This window comes from Aneurinibacillus terranovensis DSM 18919, assembly GCF_000430625.1.
Classification (GTDB): domain Bacteria; phylum Bacillota; class Bacilli; order Aneurinibacillales; family Aneurinibacillaceae; genus Aneurinibacillus_B; species Aneurinibacillus_B terranovensis.
This window is the reverse complement of sequence record NZ_KE387182.1, coordinates 1-19,325: the sequence shown is the minus strand read 5'-3', so window position 1 is coordinate 19,325 and position 19,325 is coordinate 1. Positions and strand designations below refer to the sequence as shown.

17 protein-coding genes and 1 riboswitch are annotated in these 19,325 nt (G+C 45.0%); of the genes, 14 read left to right on the top strand and 3 right to left on the bottom strand.

Annotated features, from left to right (window positions below):
- The first annotated feature begins 277 nt into the window (after positions 1-277).
- From H525_RS0122000 to H525_RS0121955, 10 genes are all read left to right on the top strand, one after another.
- On the top strand, positions 278-1,672 hold the full coding sequence (locus tag H525_RS0122000) for an ABC transporter substrate-binding protein (RefSeq protein ID WP_027417962.1): 1,395 nt from the start codon (positions 278-280) through the stop codon (positions 1,670-1,672).
- Positions 1,673-1,737: 65 nt separating this feature from the next.
- A complete protein-coding gene (locus H525_RS0121995) occupies positions 1,738-2,676 on the top strand; it encodes a carbohydrate ABC transporter permease (RefSeq protein WP_027417961.1) in 939 nt (312 codons plus the stop codon).
- Complete coding sequence (locus H525_RS0121990) at positions 2,673-3,488, top strand: carbohydrate ABC transporter permease (protein WP_027417960.1); 816 nt, start codon at positions 2,673-2,675, stop codon at positions 3,486-3,488. Before H525_RS0121995 ends, H525_RS0121990 begins: the two co-directional genes overlap by 4 nt.
- A gap of 57 nt (positions 3,489-3,545) precedes the next feature.
- A complete protein-coding gene (locus H525_RS0121985) occupies positions 3,546-4,607 on the top strand; it encodes an NAD(P)-dependent alcohol dehydrogenase (protein WP_027417959.1) in 1,062 nt (353 codons plus the stop codon).
- The gene (locus H525_RS0121980; protein WP_027417958.1) at positions 4,604-5,611 is read left to right on the top strand and encodes a zinc-dependent alcohol dehydrogenase family protein; all 1,008 of its coding nucleotides are present in this window, start codon (positions 4,604-4,606) and stop codon (positions 5,609-5,611) included. Before H525_RS0121985 ends, H525_RS0121980 begins: the two co-directional genes overlap by 4 nt.
- Positions 5,612-5,689: 78 nt before the next feature.
- The gene (gene xylB, locus H525_RS25200; RefSeq protein ID WP_035102365.1) at positions 5,690-7,192 is read left to right on the top strand and encodes a xylulokinase; all 1,503 of its coding nucleotides are present in this window, start codon (positions 5,690-5,692) and stop codon (positions 7,190-7,192) included.
- Between the two features lie 106 nt (positions 7,193-7,298).
- A complete protein-coding gene (locus H525_RS0121970) occupies positions 7,299-9,431 on the top strand; it encodes a BglG family transcription antiterminator (protein ID WP_081413561.1) in 2,133 nt (710 codons plus the stop codon).
- Positions 9,428-11,296, top strand: a complete 1,869-nt coding sequence (locus H525_RS0121965) for a PTS sugar transporter subunit IIA (protein ID WP_027417956.1) — start codon at positions 9,428-9,430, stop codon at positions 11,294-11,296. The genes H525_RS0121970 and H525_RS0121965 overlap by 4 nt, the downstream gene beginning before the upstream one ends.
- Before the next feature lie 13 nt (positions 11,297-11,309).
- On the top strand, positions 11,310-11,576 hold the full coding sequence (locus H525_RS0121960) for an HPr family phosphocarrier protein (protein ID WP_027417955.1): 267 nt from the start codon (positions 11,310-11,312) through the stop codon (positions 11,574-11,576).
- Between the two features lie 97 nt (positions 11,577-11,673).
- Positions 11,674-11,844, top strand: a riboswitch (Lysine riboswitch).
- Between the two features lie 135 nt (positions 11,845-11,979).
- Positions 11,980-13,338: an APC family permease gene (locus H525_RS0121955; RefSeq protein ID WP_027417954.1), complete on the top strand. Its 1,359-nt coding sequence runs from the start codon at positions 11,980-11,982 to the stop codon at positions 13,336-13,338.
- A 184-nt stretch (positions 13,339-13,522) separates the two neighbouring features.
- Here the strand turns inward: H525_RS0121955 and yppF are convergent, their stop codons facing one another.
- Positions 13,523-13,735, bottom strand: a complete 213-nt coding sequence (gene yppF / locus H525_RS0121950) for a YppF family protein (protein ID WP_027417953.1) — start codon at positions 13,733-13,735, stop codon at positions 13,523-13,525.
- Positions 13,736-13,875: 140 nt separating this feature from the next.
- A complete protein-coding gene (locus H525_RS0121945) occupies positions 13,876-14,358 on the bottom strand; it encodes a dihydrofolate reductase (RefSeq protein WP_027417952.1) in 483 nt (160 codons plus the stop codon).
- A 709-nt stretch (positions 14,359-15,067) separates the two neighbouring features.
- Here H525_RS0121945 and H525_RS25195 point away from each other — a divergent pair.
- Genes H525_RS25195 through H525_RS25190 form a run of 3 tightly spaced genes read left to right on the top strand, consistent with a single transcriptional unit; the run spans position 15,068 to position 18,038 of the window.
- A complete protein-coding gene (locus H525_RS25195; protein WP_051331235.1) occupies positions 15,068-16,243 on the top strand; it encodes a diglucosyl diacylglycerol synthase in 1,176 nt (391 codons plus the stop codon).
- The gene (locus H525_RS0121935; protein WP_035102363.1) at positions 16,224-17,405 is read left to right on the top strand and encodes an MFS transporter; all 1,182 of its coding nucleotides are present in this window, start codon (positions 16,224-16,226) and stop codon (positions 17,403-17,405) included. Before H525_RS25195 ends, H525_RS0121935 begins: the two co-directional genes overlap by 20 nt.
- A gap of 24 nt (positions 17,406-17,429) precedes the next feature.
- On the top strand, positions 17,430-18,038 hold the full coding sequence (locus H525_RS25190) for a YkoP family protein (protein ID WP_051331234.1): 609 nt from the start codon (positions 17,430-17,432) through the stop codon (positions 18,036-18,038).
- Positions 18,039-18,119: 81 nt separating this feature from the next.
- Here the strand turns inward: H525_RS25190 and H525_RS0121925 are convergent, their stop codons facing one another.
- Complete coding sequence (locus tag H525_RS0121925) at positions 18,120-18,716, bottom strand: DedA family protein (protein ID WP_027417950.1); 597 nt, start codon at positions 18,714-18,716, stop codon at positions 18,120-18,122.
- 272 nt (positions 18,717-18,988) lie between these two features.
- Here H525_RS0121925 and H525_RS25185 point away from each other — a divergent pair.
- On the top strand, positions 18,989-19,325 hold a 337-nt coding region (locus H525_RS25185), incomplete at its 3' end, for a hypothetical protein (protein ID WP_035102361.1).

Below are 19,325 nucleotides of genomic sequence, written 5' to 3'. Positions count from 1 at the left end.
CCCTGCAGAAAAAGGACGAGCGGCAACGCCCGCGAGTTTTTCTCAATAGCATAATTAACAATTTTCTCCTTCCTTATCCTTACTCCCAATCCACCTACCCCATTCTTAAAAAATGTCGCAATTCTCTTTGTGACAAACTTGTGTATGTAGTCGCTCTATTCAGGCTATTTGTTCGTTATAATTAAAACAGAAAGAGTTCCAATAAATTTTGTCCTCATGTTATCAAAAACGAAAGGGCTTACATGAGGGCTAGATAGTAAAAAAGGGGGTTAATGTATTGAAGAAATGGTTTAAAGTTTTAAGCGCTCTGTCATTGACGACGGCTCTTGCTTTGACAGGATGCAGTTCGGCTTCAAACACAGCCGCACCATCCGGATCAGGTGGCGCATCAGGCGGGGGAAACGCAGGGGACAAGGTGGTAACGATCGCGACGGTCAACAATCCGGACATGGTGATCATGCAGAAGATGGCAAAGGATTACGAAAAGGAAACAGGAACAAAAGTTAACTTCGTTGTCCTGCCGGAAAACGATCTCCGCAAAAAGGTTACAGAAGATGTAGCGCTCGGCGGCGGGAAATTTGACATCGTTACGATTGGTACATATGATACGCCAATCTGGGCGAAGAACAAGTGGATCGAACCGCTGACGCCGTATTTCGATAAAATGTCTGCAAGTGAGAAATCTGACTATAATTTGGAAGACGTCTTCCAGTCATTACGAGACGCCCTTTCGTATGACAAACAATTGTATGCGGTTCCATTTAACGGGGAAAGCAGCATGCTTTACTACAATAAGGATATGTTGGCCAAGGCCGGGGTAACGATGCCGGAACACCCGACCTGGGATCAGGTAGCAGACATTGCGAAGAAAGTAAAAGCAGCCAACAATGTGCCGGGAATCGTCCTACGCGGCCTGCCGGGCTGGGGAGAAATCCTCGCGCCGCTTGATACGGTGATCAACGCGTTCGGGGGTTCCTGGTATGATATGAATTGGAATGCCAAACTTAGCAGCCCTGAGACAGTAAAGGGGGTAAAATTCTACGTTGACCTGTTAAAAGATGCGGGTGAACCGGGCGCAACAAGCACCGGATTCACGGAAGCGCTCACACTTATGCAGACAGGCAAAGCGGGGATGTGGTATGACGCTACAACAGCTGCCGGCTTCCTGAATGATCCGAAAAGCTCGCAAGTTGTCGGCAAAATCGGGTACGCGTATGCTCCTAAGGAAGTAAAAGACAACACCGGATGGCTGTGGGCCTGGGCTTTAGGGATGGAATCCTCCAGCAAGCATAAAGAGGATGCGTTCAAGTTTATCACCTGGGCAACGAGCAAAAAATACATCGAGAAGGTTGGAAAGAGCGAAGGATGGGTGGTTGCCCCGGGCGGAACCCGTAAATCTACGTATGAAAATCCGGAGTATAAAAAAGCTGCTCCATTTGCTGACATAACATTGAAGTCAATGGAAAATGCCGATTATAAACATCCAACGAAAAATCCCGTGCCGTATGAAGGGGTCCAGTATGTAGCGATTCCGGAATTCCAGCAGCTTGGCACCGATGTGAGTCAGGAAATTGCGTCAGCGATTTCCGGGCAGAAGTCCGTAGAAGATGCAATGAAAATAGCTCAGGATAAAGCGGAAAAAGTTGCAAAAGACGGCGGATATAAAAAGTAACATCATCAGGGGGAACGGCGGCATATCCGCTCTCTCCCCCATTACTTCAAGTAAAGGAGAGGCGTATGAAAACGGTTGGAGTTATGAATCAAGCAAGCACGGATGTCAGCCGATCAAATCGAACAAAAAGTATCCTGACTCCTCCTGTAAAAAGATTGTTATGGCCGAGTCTTATCTTTGTCGGGATTCTTACACAAATCCCCTTTCTTGTCACCATTTATTATAGTTTTCAAGACTGGAATATTATGCGGCCTGATAAGGGTGTTGTCTTCACCGGTTTCTCTAATTTTGCGAAGATTATTAAAGATCCTGCTTTTTTGGAAGTGATTAAAAACACATTTTTGCTGACCGCGGTTTCACTCATTATATGTCTTGTGTTAGGTATGAGCCTTGCCTTATTGATGAATAGAAACTTTTTTGGCAAGGGCATCGTCCGGACGATGCTGGTCTCTCCATTTTTTATAATGCCAGCGGTTTCCGGAATTATTTGGAAAACAATGATTTTAAATCCAAACTTTGGATTCACTTCTTATATAGCCGGCCTGGCAGGAGGGAAGCCGACAGACTGGTTAGGCGCCCATCCTCTGGGAAGCATCATGTCTATGGTTTCGTGGCAGTGGACACCCTTCTTTATGCTTGTTCTCCTGGCCGGGCTTCAATCAGTTCCCGAAGATTTGATGGAAGCATCGCTGCTTGACGGGGCTAAAAAAATACACCAGTTTTTCTATGTGATCGTTCCTCATTTGTTGAGATATTTGGAAGTAGTCGTTTTATTGGGCCTCATTTTCATTATGCAGACGTTTGGCGAAATCTATGTTTGTACATCGGGAGGACCCGGGTATGCTTCGACGAACCTTCCTTTCTACGTATACCGCGTCGGGTTTCAGGGTTGGGACGTAGGGGGCGCCTCAGCGATTGGCGTCATTATCGTCATCATCACGTTAATCTTTATGACCGTGCTGTTTAAATTTTTGCGCAGAACGTTTGGAGGGGAATTGTCATGAAAAAGCCGCTGTCTGTCATTCTAACGTTGGTGACTTATCTTGTCGCGCTCATTTACTTTTCCCCCATCCTCTGGATGTTTATTACTGGTTTTAAAAATGAAGGGGAAGCGGTAATCATGCCGCCTTCGTTGTTTTTTACACCTACTCTTGATAACTATCAGTTGATCTGGAGCTCTGGCGCCGCTTCATTCCTGCAGAATTCAGCTGTTGTTTCCATAACGTCCACATTATTATCCTTACTCCTGGGAGTGCCTGCGGCGTATGCACTGGCTATGTTTAAGCTGAAAAAAGCCGATGACATTCTCTTCTGGTTCATATCGACGAAGATGCTGCCGGCTGTCGGTGTTGTGATTCCCATGTATTTAATTTATAAAAATCTGCATGTGCTGGATTCTTCGCTGGCACTCATCTTATTGTACACGTCGATGAATGTTCCATTAGTTGTATGGATGATGCGTTCTTTCTTTAAAGACATTCCGTATGAATTAATCGAAGCAACACAGGTAGACGGCGCTTCCGGGCTGCAGGGATTTTTTAAAGTAACGTTTCCTCTGGCCAGGCCGGGAGTGATTTCAACCGGTTTACTGTGCCTGATTTTTGCCTGGAACGAATTTCTTTTCGGAGTCACGTTAACCTCTACGAATGCGGCAACCATGCCTGTATATATGGCATCATTCATGACACAGGAAGGACTGTTCTGGGCCAAAATGTCGGCTGTTGCAACCATCGCTGTGCTTCCCGCTTTAATTTTAGGGTGGTTTACTCAGAAGCAATTGGTTCGTGGTATGACCATGGGGGCTGTTAAAGGGTAATCGGCTTCCTCTATTTTGTACCGTTTACATTCTATGTATGAAAGGGAGAGAAAGCCGATGAGCAAACGATTCATGTCCGCGGCTGTTATGGATAAACCGCTTTCCATTGAGATAAAGGAGGTGGAAATGCCGGAACCGAAGGCGGACGAAGCCCTGATCAAGGTGTACTGTATTGGAGTATGCGGTTCCGATATTCATTACTATGAACACGGAAAAATCGGGAGATATGAAGTTAAACAGCCGATTATCCTTGGCCATGAGCTTGCAGGGGAAGTTGTAAAAGTTGGGGAGAAGGTGACTAACGTTTCCGTTGGAGACAGGGTGGCCGTCGAGCCCGGGATTACATGCGGTCGCTGTGACTATTGCAAATCAGGGCGCTATAATCTGTGCCCGGACGTCGTCTTCATGGCGACTCCTCCTGTCGATGGTGCCTGGGCCGATTATGTAGCGGTGCGAAGCGATTTTCTATTTAAACTGCCGGATGAGATGAGCTACGAACAGGGAGCGCTGTTGGAACCGCTCTCTGTGGGATTTCACGCAATGCGCAGAGGAAAAGTCGGACCGGCTGATCGCGTTTTGGTCCTTGGCCTTGGGCCGATTGGACTTCTCGCTATCCAATCGGCGAAATTGTTTGGAGTAACTGAAATTTATGGCAGTGACGTGCTCCCATTCCGCAGGGAGTTAGCTCTTGAAATGGGGGCCAGCGGTGTCGTCAACCCAATCGGTGATGCCCTCGAACAGATTTCTTCACTGGCCGGTGGGAAAGGGGTTGATGTCATTATCGAAACATCCGGAAACGCCAGGGCGGTCTCGGATACAGTCAGGATGGTGAAGCGGGGAGGCCGGATCGTATTCGTAGGCTTGCCTGCTACGGATGCGATTCCGATGGATATTCCGCTTTTGGTAGACTCCGAGCTGGATATGTATGGTGTTTTCCGCTATGCCAATACATATCCGGCTGCCATTCAGGCACTTAGCAGAAGCACGCCGGATATTGAGAAGGTGATTACCCACAGATATTCATTAGATGAAATTAAAGAGGCAGTGGAAGTAGCGAGAACTCAAAAAGACAAGAGTATTAAAGTTATGATATATCCGAATGGAGGCATACAAAAATGAAAGCACTTGTCATTGAAGCACCACATAAGGCAGTCATTAAAGACATTCCCTACCCGAAACCGGGTGCCGGTGAGGTTACGATTAAAGTAGAAAACGTGGGGATTTGCGGAACCGACTTTCATATTTATGAAGGTGAATTTATTGCCCCTTTTCCAATTGTTCCGGGTCATGAATTTTCCGGTACGATTCATGAAGTAGGTGAAGGAGTGACAGGGTTTCAGGCCGGTGACCGGGTAAGTGCAGACCCGTCTATTTTCTGCGGCGCCTGCCAATTCTGCCTGACACATCGGGGGAACCATTGCGAGAATTGGAATGCACTGGGCAATACCGTAAACGGATCCATGGCTGAATTCGTTTCCGTTCCGGTGCGAAATGTAGTGAAATTACCGGATACGATGTCTTTTGAAGAGGGGGCATTTATCGAGCCGATGGCCTGCGTCGTGCACGGCATGAATCGTTTGCAACTGCAGGTGGGAGACCGCGTGATTCTGTTTGGAGCCGGGGCTATGGGCCAGCAACTGATTCAGTCGATTTCCAAAGCGGGTGCTTCCGAACTTGTTGTCGTTGATGTATCACAGGAAAAGCTTGCTATGGCGTTGAAATATGGAGCAACCAAAGGCGTTCTCAGCAAGAATTTGAATACAGAGCTTAGCAAAGAAAACTACCCTTTTGGGTTTGACGTAGTTGTCGATGTCACGGGCATTCCGGCTGTAATTGAAAAGGCTTTTGAGTTTATGGGGCCTGCCGCGAAGTTTCTTCAATTCGGGGTCACTCCGGAAAATTCAAGAATTCAGATCGACCCTTTTAAATTATATAATAAGGATTGGACAATTCTAGGATCGATGGCGATTAACTTTACATTTTTGCCTGCTTTCCAGTGGATTAAAGAGGGGAGAATCGAGGTGGAGCCGCTGATTTCCAAGGTGATCTCGCTGGAAGAAACAGTAGATTTCCTGGCAAAACCGAAGGACCCGGATTTATTCAAAGTACAGATTAAACTATAAAAAAATCGAAATAGCCACTGAAGAGTGGCTATTTCTTTCTAACGTATAACAAAGTTCAGCAGGGGGAGCGGTGAGAAGATGGCAGGAAAAGATGCGCTGCTTATTGGAATCGATGTGGGGACGGAAGGAGTCAAAACTGTTGCGCTGGATCAAAAAGGAGAACTTATCGGTTCTGCGCAGGTTAGCTATACGTTTGAAGTTCCACAACCAGGGTGGACGGAGCAAGACCCGGAAGTCTGGTGGGAAGCGGTAAAAAAATCATTCGGGCTTCTTGCAGAAAAAGGGATTGACTTGCAACGTGTGATTTCCATCGGGGTGACGGGACAGATGCACAGCGCTGTCCTTTTAAGTGAGAGCGGGGAAGTGGTTAGAAAGGCGATTCTTTGGAATGACCAGCGCACGAACGAAGAATGTGAAGAGATAAAAGAAAGAATCGGAATGGATGACCTGATGAGCATTACGTGCAATACAGTCATGCCTGGTTTTACTGCCCCTAAGCTGTTATGGATTCGCAAGCATGAACCGGAAATATATGCGCGAATTGCCCACGTCCTTATGCCCAAGGATTACATTCGCTACCGGTTAACGGACGTACTGGCTGCCGATGTGACGGACGCGAGCGGGACCGCGCTATTTGATGTGGAAGAGAGATGCTGGGCGAATCCAATCATCGGGAGGCTTGGGCTCCCGCCAGCATGGTTTCCGCCGGTGTATGAAAGCTCCCAGATCGTTTCCGCCATTAGTAAAGAAGCAGCAGAGGAAAGCGGGATTCCGGAAGGGGTTCCGGTGGTGGCCGGAGCGGGCGATAATGCGGCGGCCGCCGTTGGAAACGGGATATACCGGGCCGGACAGGGTATGATCAGTGTTGGCACCTCGGGTGTTGCCTTTGTTCCCCTGAAAAAACTTCCATCCGTTCAGGACAGAAAGCAGGGAAACCCAACGGTCCACTTATTCTGTCACGCGATCCCGAATACGTGGCACGCGATGGGGGTTACACTGGCTGCGGGCGGATCATTGCGCTGGTTTAGGGAAGCGTTTGCCCCGGGAGCTGATTACAGCGCGCTTGTCCAGCCGGTGGAGACAGTCGAGCCGGGTTCGGACGGATTGCTATTTTTACCTTATCTTACCGGGGAGAGGACACCGCATGATGACGCGAACGCAAGAGGTGTTTTCTTTGGGATCAACTTGCGGCACCGGAGGGAACATTTTACCCGGGCAATCCTGGAAGGGGTATCTTACAGCGTATTGGATTGCCTGCAGCTCCTTGAAACAAAAACGAAGGAAGTCCCGTCCTTTGTCCTTACCGGCGGAATTGTAAACAGCGGCATATGGAGCCAGATTCTGTCGGATGTATCCGGTAAGGAATTGCAGATTGCCGCGATGTTTGAAGGTCCGGCGATCGGAGCGGCTGTGCTGGCCGGAATCGGAATCGGAACCTGGAAAACGCCTCAGGATGCTGTGCGCGGGCAATCAGCACAGAGCCGCCGGATCGCTCCCGATGAAAAAAAGCAGGCGATGTATCAGACTTATTTTCAAAAATATCAGTCCCTCTATAGAACGGCGAAAGAATTATTTTACTAAATCAACTGTAAATGGGTTGCATCCTATATACTAGCTGTGAGTCAGGCGGCAGTTGTCTAATTTATTGCACGATAATGATTTCGATATTAAACTTGTGAGGAGGTCTATGATGGCAAAGCAGGAGTGTATTCAACTGAACTCAAGACAGCAGCAAATTCTGCTACTCCTTCTTCGATCATCGGCTTCAATGACATTAAAGGTCATTTCTAAAGAACTCCGTATAAGCATTCGCACGATCCAGCGAGAGTTAGCAGCGCTCGATGATATCCTGCACAAGTATGGCCTTACACTGAATAAAAAAACAGGGGTTGGATTGTCCGTAGCAGGCGATGAGCCGGCGAAACAAAAATTAATTCAGCATTTATCTATCAACAAGTCGATTAAAATATTTTCACCGGAAGAACGCCAGTACGTTATGATGCAGATGCTTCTCTCATTAAGGGAGCCAACCAAGCTTTATTTCTTCAGCCATCAATTCGATGTAACGGAAGCGACCATCAGCAATGACCTGTCCAAGCTGGAACCGTGGTTTATGAAGCATCATATCCAGCTCATCCGCAAACCGGGATTGGGAGTATATATCGAGGGCGATGAGAAAAGCATCCGGGAAGCAATCATTGACTTAATTTACAGGCATTTCTCCCAGGAACAATTGATGGAAGTCTTAACGTCCTACGCTTATTCTTTTTCAGATAAAATGAAGCTGGAAATTTCCATTCGGAATCATCTCCTGCATTTTATCGATCCCCAGACGATTGCGCAAATCGAACAAGTGGTTCAACAGACGGAAAAACGGTGGGGTTACGAAATGTCGGACAGCGCATATATTGGCCTGGTTGTGCACATTGCTTTAGCCGTACAGCGCTTAAAACATGGGGAAAACATTACTATCGATACAATGCTGATAAAATTGAAAGATACAAATGAATATCGGTGGGCTTATCAAATATCGGAAAAATTAAGCTCTGTATTAGGAGTCATGATTCCCGAAAGCGAAATCGGGTATATTGCCATGCACCTTCTGGGAGCAAAAGCGAAGCGAATTGATTCAGCGTCAGCGCTGCGAAACGATATCGAGCATTACGTGTATAAAATGGTTCAAATTGTAGGAAGAGAGCTTAAACTAAACCTAGAAAACGATGCTTCTCTAATGGAACATTTGACCACGCATTTGCTATCCGCGGTGAATCGAATCTCGCTTCAAATGGATATCCGAAATCCGCTGCTCGGTCATATTAAAGAGAAATACCCGGATGTATTTGCCGCTGCCCGCAAGGCATCCGATTATTTGGAAGAGCGGCTTGGGTGTCCGATTCCCGAGGAGGAAATCGGCTACCTGGTTATGCATTTCGGCGCAGCGGTTGTAAGAAGAAAAGAAATTAATAACAATCGTTACCGGGTGGTGCTCGTATGTACGAGCGGGCTGGGCACTTCCCGGCTGCTGGCGACTCAAATTGAGAAAGAGCTGCCGCATGTCCAAATTGTCGATACGGTTTCACTGCTTACTCTGGAAGAATGGTTAAAGAATAAACCACCGGTTGATTTAATTATTTCCACCGTTCCCTTTCACCATGAAAGCTACAAGGTAGCTGTTGTTAATCCTTTTCTCCAGGCTCGGGATGTTGAATTAATAGAAAGCGGCTTGAACAGTCTGGTAAAGGAACACAGAAAAATCACCGAAGACACCGGAGAAATTAAAGATACAGTGATGAAAATGAACCGCTACGGGGAAGCCATGGTCCATCTTCTTGACCATATCTATTTCCTGCCGGACGTGGAAATGACGTCGAAAGAAAAATTGATTACGTATATCGCGGAGTATGTGAAAACAAGATTTGCAGAAACCGAAGCTGTCTTATTGGAAAACGACTTACGGAAAAGAGAAGAGATAGGAGCATTGGTGTTGGAAGACAACAGGCTCGCGATGCTTCACTGCCGCAGTGAGGCTGTCAGTAAGATGTGTGTTTGCCTTGTTCGTTTAACAGGTGATATCGATTGGGCTGGCCGTGATGACAGCATGGGCATGCCTGTGAATACCATTCTGGTTTTGCTCGCTCCGCGCAATGCTCCCAAAGAGTATATTGAATTGATAGGTGAAATCAGTGCTGCGTTGATTGAGGATGAGTTTATCGAAGCGTTGAAAAATAGTAATTTTTCCGCTGTGAAAAATACGATAAAGACGATATTGGCACAGGGGTATTTAGAGAAAACGAACTCTGTTTTACGGGGAAATTTATGAAACGATTAAATCGCATAGGCCGTTTTCTAAGCACGTTGGTGTTTCAAAATATTTCCGGACTGATTGCTCTTGGCATCATCAGGATTTTATTCGGACCGACCGGATGGTGGCCTCATCAGGAGATTTATCCGATTATCGATAGCTTGGTGAAATATTTCATTCCGATTCTTTTTGCCTATACCGGTGGGAAGATGACAGGGGGGCAGCGGGGAGGTATTATGGCTTCTTTCGTTACCCTTGGCTTGATTGCGGGAAGCACGTCATCGTCCCCGATGATTCTGCCAGCTTTAACGATAGGCCCGTTCGTAGGGTATGTGATCGCCAAACTAGACAAATGGCTGGAAAGCAAAATTCCTATCGGATTCGAATTGTTGCTTTATAATGCCGCTGCGGGATTTACTGGTGTAGGCCTGACAATCCTTTGTTATGTATTTATCGGCCCGTTGTTTATTAAAGGGATGCATTGGGTCTTTGCGGAAACGGAACGCCTTGTTGAATCAGGGTACTTGCCGCTGGCAGCTCTTGTGATAGAACCGGCAAAAGTTTTATTTTTTAACAATGTTATTAACCACGGTATTTTAGAACCTATAGGAATTCAGCAGACAAAGTATGTTGGCAAATCAATTTTTTTCCTTTTGGAGTCTAATCCGGGCCCGGGATTTGGCCTTCTGTTTGCCTATTATTTACGCGCCGCGGCCAAGGAGAAGGGAACAGTGAAATCCTCTCTAGTCATTCACGTTTTAGGCGGAATCCATGAAGTGTATTTTCCGTACGCCCTTATGAAACCTCTTGTCATTATTCCTCTCATTCTGGGTGGCCTGACGGGAGACTTCATTTTTTACCTTCTCAAAGCCGGGCTGGTGGCAACGCCTTCACCGGGAAGTATATTCGTTTTGCTTATCATGGCGCCTAAGAATTCCATACTTCCTATTATAGCCGGATTTATCGGGTCAGCCATTATATGCTTTCTTGGTTCGCTCTATGTGCTTTCCCGGGACAAAGTAAAAGCCGACGAAATTCCGGCTCAAAGCACTGAGGCGGCTCTGCATTCCGCACCGAAGGAGGAAGATAAATCCGACCAGAAAAGAAAAAAGAGGGTAAACCATATTGTTTTTGCCTGCGATGCAGGAATGGGATCGAGTGCAATGGGGGCGGCGCTGTTAAGGAAAAAATTGAAACAGGCGAATCTGTCAATAACGGTCACGAATTCATCTGTAGACGACATTCCTCCTGAAGCAGATATTGTGATATCCCAGGCACATTTGACCGAACGGGCGAAAGCTTCCGCCCCGGACGCCGAACATGTGCCCATTACTTCGTATGTGGATCAAACTTTTTACGAAACGTTGATTACAGAGCTTACCTCTTTAGTAACAAAGGGCGGGGAAGAACAGTCTTTGCCGGGTGAAATAAGCGGATTAACGTGTGGACATATTCTCTTTAAAGCGGAGGCGCGGGATAAGTGGGAGGCCATTGAGCAGGTAGGCCGCCTTCTGGTTGAACAAAACCATGTTGATCCCTTGTATATTGATGAAATGAAGAAGCGTGAACAACTGCTCTCCACGTATATCGGAAATGGCGTAGCCGTCCCCCACGGTATTGATGCGGACAGCAGCCGGATTAAGCGGCCTGGTATCTCGATTGCTCAGTATCCGAACGGTGTTGAATTTGGGAACGGGAACACCGCTTATATTTTAATTGCTATAGCGGGAAAGGGATCCCAACAGCTTTCCATTCTGTCACACTTAGCCTATATTATCGAAAAGGACGAAAAGATTAGTAAACTCATCCATTCGAATTCCTGCGAAGAAATCGTCAGGATTATAAATGATTCAATGATGGTAAATAAGAATATAAGCTCATAGGAGGATGTAGCGAATGATTACGGCACAAGTGGAAATCGGTTGCAAACACGGTCTCCACACTCGTCCGGCAACCTTGCTGGCCACGATTGCACAGAAATTTTGTTCCGATATTGAAGTGGAATACAGGGGGAAAATTGTCCAGGGAAAAAGTGTCCTTGGTCTGCTTCAATTGGAAGCAAAGGAGGGGAGTACACTTTCCATCCGCATCAATGGAAAAGATGAAGAGAAAGCAATGGAGGCTCTAATTCGATTAGCCCTAAATCGGTTTGAAGCGATGTAGAAATGATATAAATCACGTAAAAAAGCCATTTTCATGCGGTTGACTTTATCGTGGTTTTAGTGAATAATTGATGAGTAAATTAATTCTATAAGTGAATAACTGAGATAGAGGCGCGGTTTTTAATAGTATCGTTGTGGAGGTAAGCACAGGGAAGCAGCGGGAAAGGAAAGATCGCCGAAGCGTACAGTGGATGCTTTAAAGCTGTATGCTGGGACTGCACAAAAAATGTGCAGGACTGTCACATTTTTTGTGGAGAGCTATCATTCAATAACAAAGTAAACATATCTGATCAATCACTATATGTTTTCCGAAGCCTTGAGTGTATGCTTAGGGCTTTTTTATATGCTCATCTTAGATATTCGCTTATCGGATTATTGGAAAAACCGATAGGAGGACGACATCAGTGCAACAAAAGTCACACCTGAAAAAAGACATTGGCTTATTTATTGCCACCGCCCTTGTGGCGGGTAATATTATGGGCTCAGGAATATTTATGCTTCCGGCAACCCTGGCGCAAAAGTCGGGGCCCGGCGCGAGCATGCTTGCCTGGATTTTAACAGGCATAGGTTCGATTTTTCTGGCGCTCTCGTTTGCTAATTTAGGATCGAAAATACCAAAAACAGGGGGTCCCTACGAATATTCAAAGCTTGCGTTTGGAGATTTCATGGGTTTTATGAGCGCATGGTTATACTGGAACGGTTCCTGGATCGGAAATGCCGCCGTCATTCTTGCCATTGCAAGCTATGCTGGCAATTTATTTCCTATTATCGCTGATAACCATCTGGTTGGTTTTATTTTCTCAAGTGTTATCTTGTGGATTTTTACCATCATTAACATTCGCGGCGTTCGCGTGGCTGGTAAGCTGCAAACCGCCATTACCGTCTTTGAAATGCTGCTGTTATTGTTTTTCATTGGTTCCGCAGCTTTCCATTTTAAATTAAGTAATCTTCTGCCGATCTTCCCGGCCGGCAAAGGCGCGGAGACGATTTCGTCGGCCGCAACGTCTACCCTGTGGGCGTTCATCGGGCTGGAGAGTGCTTCGATTGCTGCAGGCGAGATTAAAAACCCGGAAAAAAACGTAAAAAGAAGTACCATCCTTGGCATCCTTATTTCAACCGTGATGTATTTTATGATCAGTTTTTTTGCTATGGGCGCGGTGCCGCAAAGTACGTTAGCAAACAGTAAAGCGCCGATTGCCGATATCCTCTCAAGTTATTTCGGCAGTGGAATGGGCACCTTGATGACGATCGGTGCGCTCATCAGTATACTTGGTACAACCGTTGGCTGGCTCCTATCGACGGCACGGGTTGCTTATGCCGCAGGTAAAGATGCGATGTTCCCGGCTATGTTTGCCAAAGTGCACCCTACGTTTAAAACACCGCATGTTTCTTTAATCATGGGTTCACTTTTACTGAATATCCTGCTGCTTATGAACTATTCAAAAAGTTTCTCATCAGCCTTTAATTTCGTGATCATGCTTGCGACGCTTTCATTCCTTCCCGTATATGCCATGACCGCAGCTTCGGAAATTCTGCTCATTGTTAAAAAGGAAAAAGCGTTTAATCTATTCACGTTTATTAAAAGTTCGTTCGTGCCGCTGTTAGGATTTGTTTATGCAGGCTGGACCATTTATGGATCAGGGGCGGAAACCGTGATGTATGGTTTTCTCCTGATGCTGCTGGGTGTTCCTTTTTACCTGTATTTGACGCTAAAAAACAAGGCGAAAATGAAAGAAATCCGCAATTTTGAAAACGTGTCATAAGCGGGTCACCCTGTATCGTTAAAAAGACAGCTATCCTTGTAGGAGCAGCTGTCTTTTTTAAAATAAGATTCGTTTTCACAGCAAAACAAGGCCAGCCCCGAATTACAGGCTGGCTTTGTTGGCAGTCATCAAATTAAACGATTTATTACAATTAATAAGGAAAATGTTTGGGGCATTTTATTCATCACATGGAAATTTCGTGCTCATCAAGCAATTGCCCGGAATCCGGTTTTTTGGCCCCGCGTGCGTTAAGTTCCCGAAACAAGTTGCGATACTCGGCAATAGATATTTCTCCACCAATATACTTTTGTTGGCTAAAATCTAACAGCTCATTTGAGTTTAAAGGTTGATTCTTCTTGACTTGGATAAACACGTTGATTAAATCTTCCAATGTCACAAACTTCCCCCCTTAATTCATTAACGCTTCCTCTCTATAATACCACCAAAAAAATCCCTGGTTTTTGTTTTGGAATATTGAGACTTCCGACAGAATGTTACAAGAGAAGGGCGGAGGATGTTGTTTTTTGAGAGAACTCATTATTTTTTTCTTTGATAAACGAAGAAATCGTACGTATATGGATTTTTTTCATCAGTTGTTCCTTTTTCTTTTGAGATTAACTCCCAATCATCCCTGTTAATTTGGGGAAAGAATACATCACCGTCAAAGGTTTCTTCTATTCGTGTCATGTACAGTTTGTCCGTATAAGGAAGGAATTGAGCTATAATCTCCGCCCCTCCGATTACATCTATCACTTCATCGCCGAATTTGACGAGAACGTCCTGAACGGAATGCATAATCATACAGCCTGGAGCAGCGTATGTTTTATCTCTTGTGAGGACTACATTTTTTCTGCCGGGCAGGGGTCTGCCGATCGAATCATGCGTTTTTCTTCCCATTACAATAACGTGACCCATTGTAATCGATTTAAAATAAGCCAGGTCAGCCGGTAGATGCCACGGCAATTTATTATCCTTGCCTATCACTCTGTTTTTGTCCATTGCAACAACGATTGAAACCATGAGAAATCTCCTTTTATCGATAGTCATATTCTCTTTATTATCCTACCAGGAGTATACCCATTACAAACAGGTAGGCTGCATAAAAAATGAAAAAGTTGAAAAAAGTTATAGGAGTTTATGATAGATGAGAATTATGATTATCTAATAAAAATCAAGATCACTTACCGGGCTTGACGCAGAGGCGTATAATGGTTTATAGAGAACATAGTATAGAACGAAGCTCATCATAAGAACGCTCTAAGACCTTGTTTTAAACCAACCTGCCGTTTAAATGAGGTCTTTACGTTTGTCTATGTTTCTGTGTGTGGTAGTAAGGGATATAAACAGAACAACACTACAGAACAGATGGAGCTCGTTACCGCGTATAATCTCTGCCTGATCGTCAGTTTCGGCTGCTTCTATATTTACCAAACCGCTGCTCCCCGACCTGATATCACCGGGCATGATTTTCTTATAAAGTTAATATTGTATGTGTATAGCTATGACAATCCGTTTAATGCCTTTCCCAGCATCCATTGCTTGTCCAGCTATTTAATGATGAAAGCCATTAATAACAGCACGTGGTCATGGATGTCATTGGAGCCAATATCTTAGCAGAAGGAATGTACAAATATATACATTTTCCGATCGGCAGAAAATTCTTTTTGTGTAAAAAAGAGAACTAAGTTAAAGAATAATGGTAGCGGTATATAATGGAGGATGAATAAGAGTGAATAGAGATATAAAGGTACTGATCCTGTTTGCCAGCTACGGGGATGGACATATCCAAGTATCGCGTGTTTTACAAAAAAGTTTTTTGGACAGCGGGATCAGTCGTGTGATCCTAAAAGACTTGTTTGCTGAATCGCACCCATTCATTAATGCGCTGACCCGATATTTATATATAAAAAGTTTTTCATTCGCCCCTTTTTTGTATGGGTGGATGTATCACCGGACGAAGGAAATGCAGCATGAAACGAGAATAACGCAATGGTTTAACTCATTCGGCATCAGAAAATTACGGTATATTATCCGGGAAGAACAACCCGACGTGGTAATCAATACGTTTCCAATGCTGGTCATGCCGGAACTGCGGAAGAGAGATGGGGTATTTATTCCAACGTATACTGTGGTAACCGATTTTGTACTTCACAATCGATGGATTCACCCGCAAATTGATAAATTTTATGTGCCTACAGACGATGTGAAAAGAAAGATGATGATGAAAGGAATTCCGGCCGACCGGATTAAGGTAAGCGGGATTCCCATAAGAAAGGGATTTGAGACGGGCCAGTCACCGAGTGATGCCTATCAAAAATACGGCTTGGACCCTTCAAGAAAGCAGATTCTTGTGATGGCGGGCGCATATGGGGTCGTGCAAAACCTGGAGAAGATTTGCCGTTCTTTTTCGCTCATACCTGATTTGCAAATGATACTTGTTTGCGGGAGAAATCGGTCGCTGCAGGAGGAAATGGAGCATCATTTCGCCGGAAATCCCTGTGTGCGGGTGCTTGGGTTTGTGGAAAACATTCATGAGCTGATGGGCGTAGCCTCATGTATCGTAACGAAGGCAGGCGGCATTACTCTTTCGGAAGCGATTGCCCAAAGCTTACCCATCATTATTTTCCGGCCAGTGCCGGGCCAGGAGATGGAAAATGCCCGTTACCTGAATAAAAAAGGAGCGGCGATTATTGTGAACAATACGGGCGAACTTGTCCGTGAGATTGGACAACTTTTGGATCATAAGCAGCATTTGAATAATATGAAGGAGGCGGTCCGGGCTCTTTATCGACAGCGGGCATCCTCCACAATTATTGAAGACATCCTGGATAGCCTGGATACAAACAACAAATCCTACATAAATAAGGTGGCGATAAGGGGAATATATGGTGAACATTTTCAATAAAAAGATAGTAACCTGGGACTTTTTTAAAGTCATTAGTATTTTATTTCTCGTCGAATTCGTTAGAGGCGCTTTTTTGATTACGTTTTTACCTTTGTACGCAGCCGATGTGCTGGGCTTTTCTGTCTCCGTGGTTGGGGTAGCGGTTACGGCCCATTATTTTGCGGATACCGCCGTTAAAAGTATATTCGGTTATTTACTGGACCGATTTCCGTTCCGTTTCATTGTTCAGGTCGGTTTATTTCTTTCTTTCCTTGGATTGCTTTTTATCCCGTATATTCATCAATCGTGGCTGCTTATTATTGCGTCAACCGTTTTTGGGATTGGGATATCCCCGGTTTGGATTGTATGTTTAAGTAAAGTGAATGAAGATAACCGCGCGGCTCAAATGGGTTTTTTGTATACATTTTGGCTCGTAGGCCTTGGACTTGGCCCCGTTGTTCTTAACTTTTTTATGGACAAAAGCTATCGTTTATCTTTATGGATTTTGATCGGTTTGTGGGCGATCGGGTGGCTGCTGTCCCTGGGAATCAGGAATGATAAAGTTGAAAAGGTAACAATGGTTCCCGTCAAAAAGCAGATGAAAATGTTTCTGGAACGGCTAAAGACCATGCGTACGCTGCTCCCCGGAATGGTGTTACAGACTACGGCCGCCGGCATGCTGGTTCCTATCTTACCAACCTTTGCAGCAAGTCATTTAGGGCTTACTCACAGCCAATACTCCTACATACTCATTGTTGGAGGCGTGTGTGCCGTTATCGGGCTGGTTCCGATGGGAAGGCTTTCTGATGCGTGGGGATGGAAGTGGTTTCTTGTCATTGGCTTTGGCATGTTAGCATTTGGCTTATTTTTCTTAACTTTTCAGTTTGCGTTATATTCTATTTTTATTCTTGCAGGCGTGCTTGGCTTATCTTATTCAGCTGTTCTTCCTGCCTGGAATGCACTGTTGTCACATCATATTCCCCAGGGGCAAGAAGGATTGGGATGGGGAATTTTTTCCAGTGTGGAAGGAATCGGAGTAATTATTGGCCCTGTTTTAGGAGGATGGATCGCTGATCGCTTTAGCGAAAGTTTGACGGTTCAGCTCAGCGCTCTTTTTTTAGGAGGAATTGCCCTGTTTTACTGCTTCTTGCCTCTTTCTCTGCTGCAAAGAAAAGAGATATGATCGGTGAAATTGGAGGTGCACGATATGCAGATCATACGCGAAGATGCTTTAGCTCGGTTAAATTGGAAAAAACAATGCCTAATAAAGGTATGGATGATATGGGAACGCACGTTCAACAGGGTTTTTCATGTTAGACCCATTGATAAAAACAATGAATTTTTAAGTGTAAGGGTAAGAAAATACAGAGGAAAAGCGATTGAACTGGCTGATGGAGAGTTCATTAGACATGGAGACCTGATCGCTGAGCTCCACCTGAATAATGAGGTTCTTTTAACGATGCAGACGAATGCAAGGTCTTCTGTTCAACTTGCTATTCAGATGATCCGGGCTACTGCATCTCTTATGCCAAGAATTTTACGTTTGATTCGCACAGAGCCCCGCTATGGCAATGTCAAAGGAGTATATGGAATCTCCCTCATCCATCGCGGCGCTGAACAGTTTGGTTTTACGATTCTGGATTTACCGAAAGGATTGTTCGCGTCTGCAACACGCGTGTATCTGCGCTCATTGTTATTTATTATCCATCCGCAGGGAAAACAAAGGTTAAAAACAAAGACAGAGCTGCTGGTACCGAAGATTATAGCGATATCCACAAAAGAATTAATGCGAAGATACGAGAATGAGTCTAACTAGCCGAAATAAGGAAAAACGCCCGCTGACATTAAACGAGGGCGTTTTTTACATGGTGTATTTTACGTATGTAGTTTTGTTACACTAGGCAAATCGGTTTTTAATGCGTGTCGTTAGCCAGTATAAACCGCTTATCACTAAGACTGAAACGAGTGCCCACAGTCCGTATTGATGGACAGTTTCCCCGATCGTTTCCAGGTTCTTTCCGAAAAAGCGTCCGATCGAAAAAAACACGAGTGTCCAAATAAACCCTGTTGTATAAGAAAAAAGTGCGTACCGGGCATATGACATCCGTCCGATCCCGACAAGGTAAGGAACCAGGTGGCGAACAATCGGAAAAAAATAGCTGATACAAAGGGAAGAGGAACCATACCGTTCGATTAAACTGTATGATTTGGTCAGGTATTTCTCTATGTTTTTCTTTTTTTGGAGCTTACGTAAGACAGGTCCACCTATTGCACGCCCCAGTATATATCCGAGTGACAGGCCGGATACAACGCCGAAGTAGGTGACAAAAAACGCCGGAACAGGATGCAGCAGCCCAAGAGACGCAACCATTCCCCCCATCATGACAATCAATTCGTCCGGAATGGGAATGCCGACGATGCCGAGCCATAAACAGAAAAAAAGTGAAGCATATCCATAATGTTCGATTAAAGTAAGTAATGTAGTTACATCCATTTTGTCCTCCGTACTTATCAGACTGTTTTCATCTTTCCTGCTTTAATTTCTCTTTATACCGACGATTCCCTGCAGAATGGGAATCATTTTCCCAAAAAGTTTCACCCTTTTTTTCGGTTAGGCATATACCAATAACGTAGTGATTAACTAGAGAGAAACTAAGGAGGATGACGAAATGGAAGACAATACAATTTCAAATCAAGGTTTAACGCCGGAAACAGAGATGGTGCGCCATACAGAAGAAAGTAACAGACAGCGTCCGCCATACGGATATGGTTCTCAGTACGGATATGGATACAGCCCTTATCATCCCTACGGATATGGGCATCATCCTTATCATCCTTATCATCATTATGGATATGGCCCATACCATCATTTCGGATATGGACCTTATCAACATTACGGGTACGGCCCGTACCATTATGGATATGGGTATGGCCCCTCCCCTTATGGATATGGTGCCGGAAGACCGCCATACGGGTATCGGGAAGAAGACTAGAGAGGTAGCGTCTGGGATTTCTATGTATAGCCATCACAATCGTGATGGCTTTTTTACCGTTAAGGAAAGTATATGTTGCTTTACAGTGTTAAAGCAACATATACTTTCCT

Bases quoted from the DNA above. Each gene is read 5' to 3' on its own strand.
- xylB (WP_035102365.1), top strand. From the start codon at position 5,690: ATGGCAGGAAAAGATGCGCTGCTTATTGGAATCGATGTGGGGACGGAA.
- H525_RS0121985 (WP_027417959.1), top strand. From the start codon at position 3,546: ATGAGCAAACGATTCATGTCCGCGGCTGTTATGGATAAACCGCTTTCC.
- H525_RS0121980 (WP_027417958.1), top strand. From the start codon at position 4,604: ATGAAAGCACTTGTCATTGAAGCACCACATAAGGCAGTCATTAAAGAC.
- H525_RS0121925 (WP_027417950.1), bottom strand. From the start codon at position 18,716: ATGGATGTAACTACATTACTTACTTTAATCGAACATTATGGATATGCT.
- H525_RS0121935 (WP_035102363.1), top strand. From the start codon at position 16,224: ATGGTGAACATTTTCAATAAAAAGATAGTAACCTGGGACTTTTTTAAA.
- H525_RS25190 (WP_051331234.1), top strand. From the start codon at position 17,430: ATGCAGATCATACGCGAAGATGCTTTAGCTCGGTTAAATTGGAAAAAA.
- H525_RS0121960 (WP_027417955.1), top strand. From the start codon at position 11,310: ATGATTACGGCACAAGTGGAAATCGGTTGCAAACACGGTCTCCACACT.
- H525_RS0121995 (WP_027417961.1), top strand. From the start codon at position 1,738: ATGAAAACGGTTGGAGTTATGAATCAAGCAAGCACGGATGTCAGCCGA.
- H525_RS0121965 (WP_027417956.1), top strand. From the start codon at position 9,428: ATGAAACGATTAAATCGCATAGGCCGTTTTCTAAGCACGTTGGTGTTT.
- H525_RS0121970 (WP_081413561.1), top strand. From the start codon at position 7,299: ATGATGGCAAAGCAGGAGTGTATTCAACTGAACTCAAGACAGCAGCAA.
- H525_RS0121990 (WP_027417960.1), top strand. From the start codon at position 2,673: ATGAAAAAGCCGCTGTCTGTCATTCTAACGTTGGTGACTTATCTTGTC.
- H525_RS0121945 (WP_027417952.1), bottom strand. From the start codon at position 14,358: ATGGTTTCAATCGTTGTTGCAATGGACAAAAACAGAGTGATAGGCAAG.